Annotated in this window: 13 protein-coding genes; 1 reads left to right on the forward strand and 12 read right to left on the reverse strand. The window is 68.1% G+C overall.

What is annotated here, in order from left to right:
• Positions 1-25: 25 nt before the first annotated feature.
• From C1927_RS18050 to C1927_RS18085, 8 genes are all read right to left on the reverse strand, one after another.
• Positions 26-1,306 (reverse strand): septal ring lytic transglycosylase RlpA family protein, encoded by a 1,281-nt coding sequence (locus C1927_RS18050; RefSeq protein ID WP_108747389.1) that lies wholly within the window; start codon positions 1,304-1,306, stop codon positions 26-28.
• On the reverse strand, positions 1,303-2,451 hold the full coding sequence (mltB, locus tag C1927_RS18055) for a lytic murein transglycosylase B (protein ID WP_108747390.1): 1,149 nt from the start codon (positions 2,449-2,451) through the stop codon (positions 1,303-1,305). Before mltB ends, C1927_RS18050 begins: the two co-directional genes overlap by 4 nt.
• A gap of 550 nt (positions 2,452-3,001) precedes the next feature.
• Positions 3,002-4,102, reverse strand: coding sequence for a rod shape-determining protein RodA (gene rodA / locus C1927_RS18060; protein WP_108747391.1), 1,101 nt, complete (start codon positions 4,100-4,102; stop codon positions 3,002-3,004).
• A 148-nt stretch (positions 4,103-4,250) separates the two neighbouring features.
• A complete protein-coding gene (gene rodA / locus C1927_RS18065; RefSeq protein WP_079223398.1) occupies positions 4,251-5,363 on the reverse strand; it encodes a rod shape-determining protein RodA in 1,113 nt (370 codons plus the stop codon).
• A complete protein-coding gene (mrdA, locus tag C1927_RS18070; RefSeq protein WP_108747392.1) occupies positions 5,360-7,435 on the reverse strand; it encodes a penicillin-binding protein 2 in 2,076 nt (691 codons plus the stop codon). The genes rodA (C1927_RS18065) and mrdA overlap by 4 nt, the downstream gene beginning before the upstream one ends.
• Positions 7,436-7,438: 3 nt before the next feature.
• The gene (gene mreD / locus C1927_RS18075) at positions 7,439-7,924 is read right to left on the reverse strand and encodes a rod shape-determining protein MreD (protein WP_079223400.1); all 486 of its coding nucleotides are present in this window, start codon (positions 7,922-7,924) and stop codon (positions 7,439-7,441) included.
• On the reverse strand, positions 7,921-8,982 hold the full coding sequence (gene mreC, locus C1927_RS18080) for a rod shape-determining protein MreC (RefSeq protein WP_108747393.1): 1,062 nt from the start codon (positions 8,980-8,982) through the stop codon (positions 7,921-7,923). The genes mreD and mreC overlap by 4 nt, the downstream gene beginning before the upstream one ends.
• Positions 8,983-9,100: 118 nt before the next feature.
• Positions 9,101-10,147, reverse strand: coding sequence for a rod shape-determining protein (locus tag C1927_RS18085; RefSeq protein WP_079223402.1), 1,047 nt, complete (start codon positions 10,145-10,147; stop codon positions 9,101-9,103).
• 282 nt (positions 10,148-10,429) lie between these two features.
• On the opposite strand from C1927_RS18085, the gene C1927_RS18090 reads away from it, so the two are divergent.
• Positions 10,430-11,368, forward strand: a complete 939-nt coding sequence (locus C1927_RS18090; protein ID WP_079223403.1) for a carbohydrate kinase family protein — start codon at positions 10,430-10,432, stop codon at positions 11,366-11,368.
• Between the two features lie 438 nt (positions 11,369-11,806).
• Here C1927_RS18090 and C1927_RS18095 read toward each other — a convergent pair whose 3' ends face one another.
• From C1927_RS18095 to ubiE, 4 genes are all read right to left on the reverse strand, one after another.
• Positions 11,807-12,439 carry an HAD family hydrolase gene (locus C1927_RS18095; RefSeq protein ID WP_301553984.1) on the reverse strand — a complete coding sequence of 211 codons (633 nt, stop codon included), beginning with the start codon at positions 12,437-12,439 and terminating at the stop codon, positions 11,807-11,809.
• Positions 12,427-13,158 carry a hypothetical protein gene (locus tag C1927_RS18100; RefSeq protein ID WP_108747394.1) on the reverse strand — a complete coding sequence of 244 codons (732 nt, stop codon included), beginning with the start codon at positions 13,156-13,158 and terminating at the stop codon, positions 12,427-12,429. The genes C1927_RS18095 and C1927_RS18100 overlap by 13 nt, the downstream gene beginning before the upstream one ends.
• Before the next feature lie 126 nt (positions 13,159-13,284).
• Positions 13,285-15,213 (reverse strand): M1 family metallopeptidase, encoded by a 1,929-nt coding sequence (locus C1927_RS18105; protein WP_108747395.1) that lies wholly within the window; start codon positions 15,211-15,213, stop codon positions 13,285-13,287.
• A gap of 207 nt (positions 15,214-15,420) precedes the next feature.
• Entirely contained in the window at positions 15,421-16,182 is a 762-nt protein-coding gene (gene ubiE / locus C1927_RS18110) for a bifunctional demethylmenaquinone methyltransferase/2-methoxy-6-polyprenyl-1,4-benzoquinol methylase UbiE (RefSeq protein ID WP_079223406.1), read from the reverse strand.
• Positions 16,183-16,192: the final 10 nt, after the last annotated feature.

Consider the following 16,192-nt stretch of genomic DNA (forward strand, 5'->3'; position numbering starts at 1 on the left):
GGCCGGCAGCACCGGCCCGGGCGGATCAATCCTTGACGATCTGCGGCGAACCCAGGCCAAGACCTGCGATGCGGCCGACAAGTTCCGCGGCGCTGGCATGGTCGCTGGCGGGTACGCGCAGGCGGAACAGGGTACGGCCGCCAGCGGCGATGTCGCTGATGGTCGCGCCGACGATGCCGGCGGCGTTGAGCTGGCCCATTGCGCGGGTCGCGTTGTCGCGGCTGGAGAAGCTGGCGACCTGCACCATCACCGCGCCCACCACCTGCTGCGACAGCGTCGGGGCCGGGGCGGCGGGCGGCGCGCTGCGCACCGGCGTCGTGCTGGCACGCGGGGTGGCGGCGGCGACGGCCACGGGTGCGGCGGCGACGCTGCGCACCGGCGGCGCGGCCGGCGGCAGGCTGCTCACCGCGACCTCAGGCAGGGCGCTGCTGGCGGCCTGGGTGGTGGCCGGCTGGCCACGGGCCGGCGCGCCATCGGCGGGCAGGCGCTGCACCAGGCGGTCGATGTCGCTGGGCGCGGCGGCACGCGGGGCGGGTGCAGGGCGTGCGGCGGCGACGGTCGTGGCAGCCGCCGCGGCTTCGGCCGCACGACGCTCGCGGCGCGAAGGTTTCTGCGCCAGCAGGTTGCTTTCGCCCGGCTGCAGCGCGCGCACTTCCACGTTGCCGGTGCCGCGCTGGGTGATGCCCAGGCGCACGGCGGCGGCGTAGCTGAGGTCGACCACGCGGCCATCATGGAACGGGCCGCGATCGTTGACGCGCACGATCACCGATTCACCGTTGTCCAGATTGGTCACGCGGGCAAAGCTGGGCAGCGGCAGCGTCTTGTGGGCGGCGGTGAACTGGTACATGTCATAGACCTCGCGGTTGGAGGTCAGGCGGCCGTGGAACTTGGCGCCGTAATACGACGCGGTGCCGCGCTCGACGTAGTCATGGGTGTCATCGAGCACCTTGTAGGACTTGCCCAGCACCACGTACGGCGATTTGTTGCCGATCACCGAGCGCTCGATCGCGGTCACTTCCGGCTCGGGAATGCAGGCCACGTTGGGCACGTAGCTGGGCGTGGTGTCCTTCACCCCCGGCTTGTACAGGCCGCCGGCGGTGTAGTTGCCGCGGGTGCTGAGATCCTCGGTGGCGGCCGCGTACGGCGAACCGTCCGGGCAGTGCGGCGGGCGCCCGCCTTTGCCCTTGCCCTGCACCACCGTGCTGGGCACCTTGCCGCCATGGCCGGCACTGGGTTTGTCCGGTGCGCTGCTGCAGGCCGCCAGCGCCAGCACGACCATTCCGGGGACCAGCCATCTGATGTTCATGCCGGGGGCAGCTCCTGTCCGGCAATGGCCTGCGACAACTGGAACACGGCCATCGCGTACATCTTCGAGAGGTTGTAGCGGGTGATCGCGTAGTAGTTCTGGAAGCCCAGCCAGTACTGCTTGCCGTTGCTGGCTTCCAGGGTGATCGGGGTGGCGGTGGCACCCGGCTGTACTGGCGCGCTGGGCTGGTAGCCGCGCTGGGCCAGGTCGGCCAGGGTCCAGGTGGGCATCCACTCGGTCGGGTTGAATTCCTCGCGGCCCGGGGCCAGCGTGGCCCGCACCGCCACCTGGCCGCCACGCACCCAGCCGCCCTTCTTCACGAAGTAGTTGGCGATGGAGGAGAACACGTCGTCGTAGCTGGTGAACAGGTCGCGGCGGCCATCGCCGTTGCCATCCACGGCGTAATCCAGGTAGCTGGACGGCATGAACTGGCCCATGCCCATCGCACCGGCATAACTGCCCTTGAGCGTGGTGATGTCCAGCTTCTCTTCGCGGCCCAGTTCAAACAGCTTGGCCAGCTCGTCGCGGAAGAACAGTTCGCGGCGCACTTCGCGTTCCAGCTTGGCCGGGTCGCCGCTGCGCGGGTAATAGAAGGCCAGCGTGTACAGCGCATCGAGCACGCGGTGGCTGCCGGCATTCTTTCCGTAGCTGGTTTCCACGCCGATGATGGCCACGATCACTTCGGCCGGCACGCCGGTGCGCTGCTGCACGCGGTCCAGCTCGGCGCGGTGCTCGGCCAGGAACGCGCGGCCGCCATCGATGCGTGCCTTGCTGATGAACATCGGACGATATTCATTCCACGGCTTGACCCGCTCGGCGGGCCGCGACATGGCGGCGATGATCGGCTGGCGCACCTGCGCCTGGTCGAGCACGCGGGCGATCTCGGCCGGTGCCAGGCCATAGCGCTTGGCGGTATCGGCAATGAAATTGGCGCGGGCGGTTTCGAACGGCACCGGGGTGAGGTCGACCGGCGGCGCAGTGGCGGCGGTCGCTTCCGGGGCGGCTTCGGCCGGGCCCTGCGCGGGCTTGCCGGCCGGATGGCGCGGCGTGCTGCTGGCCTGGGGTGAAGTCGGCGGGGACGTCGGCTGGGTCGCGCAGGCGACCAGACCGAGGGTGAGCAAGCAGGCCAGGGAGCGTCGAATCATCGTCGCAGGTTAGCAGGTCATGGATGAATTAAAACCCCTAACACCATGAATCACAACGATTTGCGCGCGTTCAGCGGGAAATGTGAAGGCGTCGTGATCACCCTGCCCCATTCAGGCAGAGGTTGCCGGTTGCGCCCCCATCCCCGCAGGCGCAACCGGCGACCGGATCCTGTCGATACCTGCGCGGCTGTCGCTCCCCAGTGACAGTGCCCCGCGCTCCCTGTATCCGTTGGACCAGTACTGCTTTCCCGCCAGGCGCCCCCTCGCGCTGCATCTACAGACGGCGCGCCGTGCCGAACGGGCCGCCATTGTGCAGGCCGATTACGACAAGTCCATTGATCCGGATCAACGCTACGTCAAAGTGTGAATTGGTCCGCACTTTTTATGGAACTTCGTCGGCGGGGAAGCTGTGTCGGTGATGGCGAGCATGCGCGGCTGCGCTGTGATGTAGGGCCGAGCCCATGCTCGGCTGCGCACCTTCTGTAGAGCCGAGCCCACGCTCGGCTACGTTCCGCGAAGAGCAGCCGAGCGTGGGCTCGGCTCTACAGAATCAGCCGCAGCCCCCATGCACCGGGTTGTGGTTGCGCACCGCCATCACCAGCCCGATGCCTGCCAGCAGCGATACCGCCGAGGTGCCGCCATAGCTGACCAGCGGCATCGGGATGCCCACCACCGGCAGCAGGCCGGAAATCATCCCGCCGTTCACCAGCACGTACACGAAGAACGCCAGCCCCAGGCTGCCCGCCAGCAACCGCGCATGCGTGTCGCGTGCCTGTACGGCGATCCACAGGCAGCGCCCCACAACGAACAGGTACAGCGCGAACATCGTCGCCACGCCGATCCAGCCGAATTCTTCGCCCAGCACCGAGAACGCGAAGTCGGTGGTGTACTCGGGCAGGAAGTCCAGCGTGGCCTGCGTGCCCTGCCCCCAGCCACGGCCTTCCCAACCGCCCGAACCGATGGCGATGCGCGACTGCAGGATGTTCCAGCCGGTGCCCAGCGGATCGGCCGCCGGGTCGAGGAAGGTCAGCACGCGGTCCTTCTGGTACTGCCGCAGCAGGCCGAACCAGGCCAGCGGCGCGGCCATTGAAACGCTGGCCAGGCCGGCCACCACCCAGCCCCAGTGCAGGCCGGCCAGCAGCAGCGCGAACACGCCGCTGGCGGTTACCAGAGTGGCCGTGCCGAGGTTGGGCTGCAGCAGGATGAGCACCGCCGGCACGCCGATCAGCGCCGCGGCGGTCAGCACCGTGCGCGGCGATGGTGGCAGCGGCTGGCGATGCAGGTACCAGGCCATCATCAGCGGCAGGCTGAGCTTGAGCAGCTCGGAGGGCTGCAGGTAGAACACGCCCAGGTTGAGCCAGCGCTGGCCGTACTTGCCGGTGCCGACCACATAGACCGCCATCAAGGGCAGCATCGACAACGCGTACAACACCGGGGTCCACGCGCGCAGGCGCAGCAGCGATACCCGCGACAGCAGCCACATGGCTCCCAGGCCACCGGCAAACCGCGCGGCCTGCCCGGCCACCGGGCCCGAGACGCTGTGCAGCACGGCCAGGCCGGCGGCCATCAGCAGCAGCAACGCAAGCAGCAACGGCAGATCGATCGTACGCACCGCCTCGCGGCAGATGCCAAAAACACGTTTCCATTCCACGCAGGCACGGTAGCGGGCGGCGCTTGCGTGAAGCTTTCCGCTGTCGCCGGATGCACGCTTTGGCTTTCCGTAGAGTCGAGCTTGCTCGACTGCTGTTCGCGCAGAGCAGTCGAGCAAGCTCGACTCTACGAAGGCGGCGGAGCCGTGGTCAGCCGTAGCCGCCGTGCACCGGGTTGTGGCTGCGCACGGCCATCACCAGGCCGAAGCCGGCCAGCAGGGACACCGCCGAGGTGCCGCCGTAACTGATCAGCGGCATCGGCACGCCCACCACCGGCAGCAGGCCGGAAATCATCCCGCCATTCACCAGCACGTAGACGAAGAACGCCAGGCCCGTGGCGCCGGCCAGCAACCGGGAATACGAATCGCGCGACTGGCTGGCGATCCACAGGCAGCGCCCGATCACCACCAGGTACAGGGTCAGCACCAGGGCCACGCCCATCCAGCCGAACTCCTCGCTCAGCACCGAGAACGCGAAGTCGGTGGTCTGCTCGGGAATGAAGTTCAGGTGCGACTGCGAGCCTTCGCCCCAGCCCTTGCCATCGAAGCCCCCGGACCCGATCGCGATCTTCGACTGGATGATGTTCCAGCCGGCACCCAGCGCGTCCATCTCCGGGTCGAGGAACATCATGATGCGGTCCTTCTGGTACGGCCGCAGCAGCCAGAACCAGGCCACCGGCGCGACCGCGGCCACGCCGCCCACGCCCAGCCCCACCCACCACCACGGCAGGCCGGCCAGCAGCAGCACGAACACGCCACTGGCGGCGATCAGCACGCCGGTGCCGAAGTCCGGCTGCAGCATCACCAGGCCGGTCGGCACGCCGATGATGACCATCGCCACCAGCACCGTGTTGAAGCGCGGCGGCAGCGGCATGCGGTGCAGGTACCAGGCCACCATCATCGGCAGGCTGACTTTCAGCAGTTCGGCCGGCTGCAGGTAGAAGAACTTCAGGTCCAGCCACTGCCGGCCGTACTTGCCGGTGCCCAGCACGAACACGGCCAGCAGCGGGATCATCGAGATCGCGTAGATGAGCGGGGTCGCCGAGCGGATGCGCAGGATCGGCACGCGTGAGATGGCCCACAGCGCCGCCAGGCCGACAATGAAACGCGCGCCCTGGGCCATCACCAGGCTGTCGCCGCCCGCGCTCTTCAGCGTGGCCAGGCCAATCACCATCAGCATGCCCAGGGCCAGGCACAGCACCCAGTCCAGGGAGCTGAAAAAGCGCCGCAGCATATCGCCGGCCCAGCGCAGGAAATCACTCATCGTGCGGGCTCCGCGGGGGGCGAACGGGGGCTGGCGGGCAAGGCGGCGGCCGCTGCCGGCGGCGCACCGGGTGCCGGAGCAGGCGCCGGTGTGGGAACTCCCACCGCGACCGGATGCTCGCCCAGCTGCGCGGCGGCAGCATCGCCAGCCGGGCGCGCGCTGGCGTCTTCGTTGTCGAACGCAGTCACGCCGATGACGGTGGTGCCGCGCTCGGCATCCAGCGGCTGCATGCCTTCGGGCATCTTGCCCAGCAGGTAGGCATCGAACACCTTGCGCGCGATGGGCGCGGCGGCCGAACCACCGTAGCCACCGCCTTCCACGGCGATGGCCAGGGCGATGACCGGCTGTTCAACCGGTGCGAAGCCCACGAACAGCGCGCGGTGGCGCAGGTGCATCGGCAGGCTCTTCGGGTTTACCGCGGCGGTGCCCTTGCGGCTGACCACCTGCGCGGTACCGGTCTTGCCGGCCATGGTGTACGGCGCGCCCACGGCCATGCGCGCGGCGCTGCCGCCGGGCTGCATGGTGGCCATCATGCCTTCGCGCACGGCCTGCAGGTTGTTCGGGTTGGGGCTGACCGGCTTGCTGGGGCCCGGTGCAGAGGCCACCCAGTCGCCGTCGAACCCCTCGCGCTGCTGGATGACCAGGTGCGGCGTGCGCAGCTGGCCGTCGGCCAGCGCGCTGACGCCGCGTGCCAGCTGCAGCGGAGTGACCTTCCAGTCGCCCTGGCCGATGCTGATGTTGACGGTGTCGCCGGGGTACCAGGCTTCCTTGCGGCTTTTGCGCTTGTACGCCGGCGACGGCAGGATGCCGCCGATCTCGCCGGTCAGGTCGATGCCGGTCGGCTGGCCGAAGCCGTAGTACTCCATGTAATGGTCGAAACGCTCGATGCCCAGGTCCAGCGCCAGCCGGTAGTAATAGGTGTTGACCGACTGGGCGATGGATTTGCGCAGGTCGGTCCAGCCATGGCCGCCACGGTGCGAATCGCCCCAGCCGCGCGAGGTGCCCGGCAGGTAGAACATGCCCGTGGACAGCACCTTGTCTTCCGGGCGGCGCACGCCCGAATCCAGGCCGGCCAGGCCGATCAGCGGCTTCAGCGTGGAACCGGGGGCGACGCCACCCAGCACCAGGCGGTTGAACTGCGGCCGCGACGGGTTGTCGTTCAGCGCCTTGAAATCGGCATGCGAGATGCCGTTGACGAACAGGTTGGGGTCGTACGACGGCAGGCTGACCATCGCCAGCACTTCGCCGGTGCGCGGGTCCATCGCCACGGCCGAACCTTCCTGGTCACCGAAGGCGGCCACCAGCGCGCGCTGCAGGTCGGCATCGATGGACAGGCGCAGGTCGGCGCCGGACTGCGCGGCCACCCGGCCGACGGTGCGGATGGCGCGGCCCTGCACGTTGGTCTCGACCTGCTCGTAGCCGACCTTGCCGCGCAGCTGCTGCTCGTAATAGCGCTCCAGGCCGGACTTGCCGATGTGGGTCAGTGCCGCGTTGCCTTCGCCAAGGATCTCCAGATCCTTGTCATCCACGCGCCCGACGTAGCCGATGATGTGCGCGAACAGGTCGCCATAGGGGTAGCGGCGGGTCAGGTAGGGTTCCAGCTCCACGCCCGGGAAGCGCCAGCGGTCCACCGCGAAGCGCGCCATTTCCTCATCGGTCATGCGCAGCTTGAGGGTGACCGGCAGGAACCTGCGGCGCGCCTTGCGCGACTTGTTGAACGCTTCCAGCTCTTCGGGGCTGATGCTGATGATCTTGGCCAGCCCTTCCAGGGTGGCGTCCATGTCCGTGACCTTGTCCGGGGTCACGTCCAGGCGGAAGGCCGGCACGTTCTCGGCCAGCAGGCGGCCGTTGCGGTCGTAGATCATGCCGCGCCCCGGCACCACCGGCCGCGGCTTGATGCGGTTGGCTTCCGAGCGCGTGGCGTAGATGTCGTGGTCCAGCACCTGCAGCTTGAAGTACCAGCCGCCCAGGCCCAGCAGGCAGACCAGCACGCCGAGGAAGCCCAGCGCCGCGCGGCGGCGGAACTGTTCGGCTTCGGCGTGCGGGTTCTTGACCTGGCGACGCGGGATCATGGCTCAGCGCCCGCGCTTGCCGAAGCGCACTGCGTCGAGCAGCACGAACACCAGCGGCCACAGGCCCATGCCCAGCAACGGCGCCCACCAGTACGACCACGGCAGGGTCGGTTCGCCCACCAGGATGTGCACCAGCGCGCTGACGATGCGGTCATTGAACAGCAGGCCACCGATGGCCAGCATCTGCTGCGACATCGGGAAGAAGCGGATGCGGGCGCGGAAGCGCTGCAGGATGAAGGCCAGCATCACCAGCCGCATGGCCTGCTCGCCGAGCACGCCGCCATACAGCAGGTCGGCGATGACGCCGCTGGTGAAGGCGATGCCCAGGCCGACGCGCTCAGGCGCCTCGATGACCCAGTAGGCCAGCACCAGGGCCAGCCAGTACGGGCGCAGCGGCTGCAGCAGCGCGGGCAGCGGCAGCAGGCCCAGCAGCAGGGCCACGACCAGGCTGGCCGGCAGCACCCAGGGATTGTCGCGCAGGCGGCTCATCGTGCGGGCTCCTGCGGCGGGGGTTGGGTGGGTTGGGTGGGTTGCGGTTGCCGGCCAGCGGCCGGCACTACCGGGCCCGATCCGGTGTCGGGTGGAGAGCCCCCTTCTTGTTGAAGGGGGCGCGCCGACGGCGCGGGGTTAAGGTGGGATACCCCCCCGGCAGCCTGGTTTGCCGAAGGCAAACTTGGCTGAGGTAATTCGCCTGCCGCAGGCAAGCGAATTGCCGTACCTGGGCGCAGCAGCAGCACGTCGCGGCCGCGGTCCAGCTGGGCCGCAGGCTTCAGTTCGCCCACCAGGAAGGCATGGGTGTCATCGGGGCGCAGCGCGGTGATCGTGCCGACCGGGAAGCCCGGCGGGAAGCGCCCGCCCAGGCCGGAGGTGACGATCTCATCGCCCACTTCCACGCCCGCGCTCAACGGAATGTCGCGCAGCTGCAGGGTGTCGCCGCGCCCGTAGACGATCAGGCGCACGCCGTTGCGGGCCACGGTCACCGGCACGGCATGGTCCGGGTCGGTCAGCAGCAGCACGGTGGACGTGCCACCGGTGGTGCTGATCACCTGCCCCATCAGGCCACCGGCATCGATCACTGCCTGCCCCACGTGTACGCCGTCGCGGCTGCCCGCATCGAGCACCAGGCGCTGCTTCACCGGGTCCAGGTCGATGTCCAGGATCGGCGCCAGCTGCACGTCCAGGCCACTGCGCTCGGCCACGTTCAGCAGTTCGCGCAGCTGGGCGTTGTCCAGCGCGGCGGTCTGCAGGCGGGTCAGGCGCGCGTTGGCCAGCAGCAGCTGGTTGCGCAGTTCACGGGTCTCGGCCACCAGCTGGCCATGGCTGGCCGCGTTGTCGCGCACCTGGTTGCTGAGTTTGCCGGGCAGGCCGGCCAGCGCCCACACCGGCTGCACCAGCGTATCGGTCTGGGCGCGCACGCGCGCCAGCCAACCGGCCTGGTCGTCCAGCACGATCAGGATGATGGCCATGGCCAGGTAGGCGAGCAGTCGCAACGGACTGGCGGCGTCACCGGATCGGGAGGCTACGGGAGGACCGGCGTAAGGCGGCACGGCAACAGTTCAATCAGCTGAGGGCGAAGGGGAAACACGGCGGCGCCCCGCCGGTGCCGGCCCGCAGCAGCGGGCCACACCCCGGAAGGGCGCTGCAGGGAAGACCAGGCGGCAGGCCTCAGTCCGGCGCAAAGAACTCGTTGCCGTGCATGTCGACCAGTTCCAGCGCACGACCGCCACCGCGGGCCACGCAGGTGAGCGGGTCGTCGGCCACCTGCACGTGCAGGCCGGTTTCCTCGGAGATCAGGCGGTCCAGGTCGCGCAGCAGGGCGCCACCACCGGTCAGCACGATGCCGCGCTCGGCGACGTCGGCGCACAGTTCCGGCGGGGTCTGTTCCAGGGCCAGCTTGACCGCGCTGACGATGCCCGACAGCGGCTCGTGCAGGGCCTCGAGCACTTCGTTGGAGCTGATCTTGATCATCTTCGGCACGCCCTCGGCGAGGTTGCGGCCGGAGATTTCCATCTCGATCACTTCCGCCTGCGGGTAGGCGCAGCCCAGCTCGACCTTGATGCGCTCGGCGGTGGCTTCACCGATCAGCATGCCGTGGTTGCGGCGCACGTAGTTGGTGATCGACTCGTCGAAGCGGTCGCCACCGATGCGCACCGATGCCGAATAGACGATGCCGTTCAGCGAGATCACCGCCACTTCGGTGGTGCCGCCGCCGATGTCGATGACCATCGAACCGCGCGCCTCGGTGACCGGCATGCCGGCGCCGATCGCGGCGGCCATGGGCTCTTCGATCAGGAACACGTCGCGGGCACCGGCTTCCTCGGCCGATTCACGGATGGCGCGGCGCTCGACCTGGGTCGAACCGGCCGGCACGCAGACCAGCACGCGCGGGCTCGGGCGCAGCACGCGGGACTTGTGCACCTTCTTGATGAAGTGCTTGAGCATCGCCTCGGTGTAGGTGAAGTCGGCGATGACGCCGTCCTTCATCGGGCGGATGGTGGTGATGTGGCCCGGGGTACGGCCCAGCATCTGCTTGGCTTCGGCGCCTACGGCTGCCACCGAGCGGGTGCCACCGATGGCACGGTCCTGGCGCACGGCCACGACCGACGGCTCGTTCAGCACGATCCCCTGCCCACGCACGTAAATAAGGGTGTTGGCCGTGCCCAGGTCGATGGACAGGTCGTTGGAGAACATGCCACGGAGTTTCTTGAACATCTGAGGAAGGAGTCCTGAGGGGTGTCGTGCCCGCCGCGGGATGGCGAAAAAATGGGCAGAATTCGAGGCCGACAAGCCTAGCAACCCGCTTCCCGGCGAGCAAGGAAAAAACTAGCTGAACCCGCGACTTGGCTGGCTTTGCGCCCAATTGGGCATCACCCGGTTCTGGCCCTGAGCGGCACCAGCAGGTAACCTTTGCGCCGTCGGGCGCCCAAGGGCGCCATTTGCTTGCTGGCCGATGCCGGCTGGCCACCCCCAAATTCACCGCATAGGCTTACATCGATGTCCGCTCTGATCTGTGGTTCTCTTGCCTTCGACACCATCATGGTGTTCCCGGACCAGTTCAAGAATCACATCCTGCCGGACAAGGTGCACATCCTGAACGTGTCCTTCCTGGTCCCGCGCATGCGCCGCGAACTGGGCGGCTGCGCCGGCAACATCGCCTACAACCTGAAGCTGCTGGGCGGCAGCCCGATCCCGATGGGCACCGTCGGCCAGGATTTCGCACCGTACCGCGAGCACTTCGAGCGCATGGACATCGACCTGAGCCAGGTCCGCGTGCTGGAAGACATGTTCACCCCGCAGTGCTTCATCACCACCGACCACGACAACAACCAGATCACCGCGTTCCATCCGGGCGCGATGATGCGTTCGCACGAGAACCACGTGAAGGACGTGCCGGGCGTCACTTTCGGCATCGTTGCGCCGGACGGCCGTGACGGCATGATCCAGAATGCGGCCGAGTTCCTGGAATGCGGCATTCCCTTCATCTTCGACCCGGGCCAGGCGCTGCCGCTGTTCAACGGCCCGGAGCTGCGCGATTTCATCGAGCAGGCCGACTACGTGGTGGTCAACGACTACGAGTCCAACCTGCTGCAGGAACGCACCGGCTGGGACGAGAAGCAGATCGTGAGCCGGGTGAAGGCCTACATCACCACCCGTGGCCCGAAGGGCGCGGTCATCCACACCCCGGAAAAGAGCTACGACATCCCGCCGGCGCACGAGCGCCGCGTGGTCGACCCGACCGGCTGTGGCGACGCTTTCCGCGCCGGCCTGATCTACGGCATCGAGAAGGGCTATGACTGGCTGACCATCGGCCGCATGGCCAACCTGATGGGCGCGCTGAAGGTCGAACACCCGGGCACGCAGAACCAGCGCTTCACCTTCGAAGAGTTCCACGACCAGTTCAAGCAGCAGTTCGGTTACGCGCTGGGCGCGTAAGCCGAACGGCCCGCGCATCTCGATGCGCGATCGGGAACTGCTCTGGTAGCTGTCGACCTTGGTCGACACTGCCGGCCAGCGGCCGGCACTACCCACACCGCCGGGCATGGCCCGGCGCTACCGGAACCTCCTGTCGACACTGCCGGCCAGCGGCCGGCACTACCTCGGCGCGTAAGCCCAACGGCCCGCGCATCTCGATGCGCGATCGGGAACTGCTCTGGTAGGTGTCGACCTTGGTCGACACTGCCGGCCAGCGGCCGGCACTACCTCGGCGCGTAAGCCGAACGGCCCGCGCATCTCGATGCGCGATCGGGAACTGCTCTGGTAGGTGTCGACCTTGGTCGACACTGCCGGCCAGCGGCCGGCACTACCCACACCGCCGGGCATGGCCCGGCGCTACCGGAACCTCCGGTCGACGTTGCCGGCCAGCGGCCGGCACTACCCCTTCTGTTGCCAGGCGGCCAGCAATGCGCGGCAATCGGCGAAATGCCAGTCCGCGCGGCCCGGCCAGGGGTTTTCAGGCAGGTTGACCAGCACGGTCCGCGCACCGGCGGCGCGGCCGCAGTCCAGGTCGTAGGCGTGGTCGCCCACCATCACCGCTGCGTCGGCGCCGATGCCCCAGCGCCGCAGGTGCTGCTGCACGCCGTCGGGCGACGGCTTGGGCACAGCCTCATCGCGGCCGATGATGCCGCCATCGTCAAACAGATCCCCTACCCCGATCGCCTCCAGCGTCAGCTTCGCCAACGCATGGTCATTGCGGGTCAGGATGCCGAGCTGGCAACCGGCCGCAGCCAGCGCGCGCAGCAGCTCGACCGCGCCCGGGGCCGGCAGCGCGTCCTCGGCCAGCCCACGCTCGTGGGCCAGCAGCCAGGCGTGCTTCTGCGCCGCCTCCGCACCCGGCAGGCCCGCCAGATGCACGAGGATGTCCGCGCTGGGCGGGATGCCCAGTTCGCGCTTGATGCGCTCGAAATCATGCATGGCCACGGTCAGCGTGCCATCCATGTCGAACACCCAGTGGCGCACGGCCGACAGTGCCGGCGCCACCACCGCCGTGGCCGTCACTTCCACCACTGCGGCATGCGGCTGGTATCCACGCCGCCGGTCTCGAACACGGCCGTGCGGGTGCCACCGGCCTTCACCGGGAACTCGATGCTGATCGACTTGCCCTTCTGCGCCAGCTTCCACAGCGCCTTCTGGTCGGTGATGAACATGGCGATGGCCTCGTCGGTCTTCGGCCGCCAGGCCGCCATCGAGATCGGCTTGCCATCGTCCACGGTCACTTTCACCGTGCACTGCGGGCAGCGGAAATCACCGGCCTGCAGCACCAGGTAGGCGTGGCGCTTCCACTCGGGATGGTCGCGGAAGACCAGCTGCACCGGCTTGGCGCCGCTGCCATCCACGTCCACCCGTTCCTTGCTGTAGATGGTGGCCGAGACCTGCTTGCCCTTCGTGCCGACCGGAATCTCGTTGTACTGCCACAGCGCCTGCAGCCGGCGCAGGTCGCGCGCGGCATCGGCCTTGGCCTTCACTTCGTCGAAGCCGGCGGCGATGCGCTCGGCCGCCTCGGTGTCCTTGTACTGGTCCAGCAGCGAGCCGCCGTGGATGCGCGCACGCTCCCAGTCCTGCGCGGCCACGGCCGTGTCGTACTGCTTGGCCACGTCTTCAGCCTTGGCTTCCTTCTGCGCCTGGGCGGCGGCAGCGGCGGCTTCCTGCGCCTTGCGCTCCTCCTCGGGGTTGCTGCAGGCGGCCAGGGCCAGGGCACAGGCGGTGATCAGGATCAGTCGTTTCATGCGGAAGTCCTTTGCGGGTGCCCCCCGATTCTATCGGCGGCGGATGGCGGATACAGCAACGGCGGGTTTCCCCGCCGTTGCCGGTGACGCAGTGCCTGGTTGCCGGCCAGCGGCCGGCACTACCCGTTACTTGGCTTCAGCCTTGGCCAGCAGATCCTGGACCGAGGCGGTGGTGATCGGGTGGTAGCCCGGCTTGGCCTTCTCGAAGGCCGCCTTGGCCAGCTCCAGACCCTTCGGGGTCTTCACCAGTTCGGCGTAGATCGGCATGATCAGCTTGCGGCGGCCGACGCGCTCGATGAACGCCGCGGCGGCGTCATTGGCCTGCTCGTAGCCGCTGCGGATCGCCAGCGGGTACCAGCGCATGGCGATTTCACCATTGGCGGTGCCAGTGAAGTGGTAGGCCTTATCCAGCGTGGCCAGCTTGTCCAGCGGCAGGGTGGCGCCCAGGCCGTCGATGAAGCGGACCCATTCCTGGGTGCCCCACTCGGCGGTGACCTGGCTGCCCGGCAGGCTGCCGGCGCCGGAGAACGCGATGCGCGCGGCGTCGACGCTGCTGAAGTTGCGCGACTGTGCCTTGGTGGCGAACGAGGGGATGCCCGGCTCGTCCAGCCATGCCTTCAGCTCGGCCTCGCTCACCGCCGAGGGGTTCTTCGGCAGCAGGTTCTTCTTCAGGTACTCGACGAACTGGTCGGTGTTGGCGCTCTGGAAGGCATGGTCATCGAACCAGCCACGCAGGAACGGGTCGAAGGTTTCGCGACCGAAGCGCTGTTCCAGGAACTCCAGGAACCACGAACCCTTGACGTAGGCGACCTGGCTCAGGGCTTCGTCGGGGTCACGCTCGTTCAGCGGCGGCAGGGCCAGGGCTTGGTCGGCCGGGCTCATATCCTTCACTTCGGCCAGCAGGTCGGTCTGGTCGATCTGCTTCTCCATCTCGGCCATCTCCTTGCCGTACAGGGCTTCGGTGATGCGGCCCTGGACGTAGGTGGTGAAGCCTTCATTGAGCCAGATGTCCTTCCAGCTGGCGTTGGTCACCAGGTTGCCCGACCAGCTGTGCGCCAGTTCGTGGGCGACCAGCGAGACCAGCGACTTGTCGCCGACGATCACGGTCGGGGTGGCGAAGGTCAGGCGCGGGTTTTCCATGCCACCGAACGGGAACGACGGCGGCAGCACCAGCATGTCGTAGCGGCCCCAGCGGTATTCGCCGTACAGCTTCTCGGCGGCACCGATCATCTTCTCGGTGTCTTCGAATTCCTTGGCGGCCTTGTTGACCATGGTCGGCTCGGCCCAGACGCCGGAGCGGCCGGAAATCGGCTCGAACACCAGGTCACCGGCGGCGATGGCCAGCAGGTAGGACGGGATCGGCTGCGGCATCTTGAAGGTGTAATCACCATCACGCGCGGCCTTCGGGTCGTTGTCGGCGCTCATCAGCACCATCACGTCCGGGCGCGAGGTCACGTGCGCGCTGTAGGTGAAACGCACGCTCGGGGTGTCCTGCAGCGGCACCCACGAACGGGCGTGGATGGCCTGCGACTGGCTGAACATGAAGGGCAGCTTCTTGCCCTCGGTCATCGACGGCTCCAGCCACTGCAGGCCCGAGGCGGTCGGTGCGGTGTGGTAGCTCACTTCCACCTTGGCCGGCTGTTCCGGCGCTTCGATGGTCAGCTTGCTGCCGAAGACCTTGTCAACCGGCGCCAGTTCGAACTTCAGCGGGCTGCGCGCGCCGTCGGCGGCGATGGCCTCGACCTTGGACACGTTCAGCTCGCGGGTGTCGAGCACCAGCTGCTGGGCGTCCTTCTGCTTCCATTCCAGGGTGTAGGTGGCGGTGCCGCCGATCTGCTTCTGGTCGAAGTCCAGCTTCAGATCCAGCGCGATGTCCTTGATGACGACCTTGTCCGGCTCGGCGTACGAGCTTTCGTCGTGGCTGCGGTTCTCGGCGTTCACGGGGGCGGCGGGAGCCTTTTCGGCAGTCGGGGCGGCGGCGGGCGCGGCCGCCTCCTGGGAGCAGCCGGCGGCCAGGGCCACGGCCAGCGGAAGGAGCATCAGCGGATTACGCATGAATCGGGACCGTTACGGGGATCAAACCCCAATGGTACCTCGCCCCCGCCCCGGACGCGTTGCGCGATGCGGGGTAAGGCCGGCCGGGGGCCGGCCCTGCGCCTGCGGCGCCGGGTTTCTGGTAGGTGCCAACCTTGGTTGGCACGGATGTGTCAGCGCCCGGTGCGGGCGCGTGCCAACCAAGGTTGGCACCTACCAGAGCAGGAATTACAGCTTGTAGCCGGAGTGGATCGAGACGATGCCGCCGGTCAGGTTCTTGTAGTGGCAGCGCTCGAAGCCGGCCTGCCCCATCATCGCCTTCAATTCTTCCTGCGGCGGGTGCTTGCGGATGCTCTCGGCCAGGTACTGGTAGCTGTCCGAATCGTTGGCGAACAGCTTGCCCAGCTTCGGCAGGATCCTGAACGAGTGGAAGTCGTAGATCGGCTTGAACCAGTCGGCGGTGACTTCGGAGAACTCCAGCACGCGGGCCTGGCCGCCCACCTTCAGCACGCGGTACATCTCGCGCAGGCCGGCGTCCTTGTCGGTCACGTTGCGCAGGCCGAAGGCGATGGTCACCAGGTCGAAACTGTTGTCCGGGAACGGCAGGGCTTCGGCATTGCACTGCACGTAGTCCAGGCCGAGCACCAGGCCGCGGTTGGTCAGGCGGTCACGGCCGACCGACAGCATGCCGGCATTGATGTCGCCCAGCACCACCGACCCCTCGGCGCCCACGCGCTCCTTCAGCAGGGCGGCGATATCGCCAGTGCCGCCGGCCAGGTCGAGCACGCGGTCACCCGGCTTCACCTGCGCGGTGGCCACGTAATAGCGCTTCCAGGCCCGGTGCACGCCGAGGCTCATCAGGTCGTTCATCAGGTCGTAGCTGCGCGCGACCGAGGTGAACACCTCGCCGACAAGCTTCTGCTTGTCCTTGGCGGCCACGTCGCGGAACCCAAAATGGGTGGTACCGGATTTGTAGGGGGATTCGCTCATGCGCTGATTA

The sequence above is a fragment of the Stenotrophomonas sp. ZAC14D1_NAIMI4_1 genome, assembly GCF_003086775.1.
In the GTDB taxonomy this organism is placed as follows: domain Bacteria; phylum Pseudomonadota; class Gammaproteobacteria; order Xanthomonadales; family Xanthomonadaceae; genus Stenotrophomonas.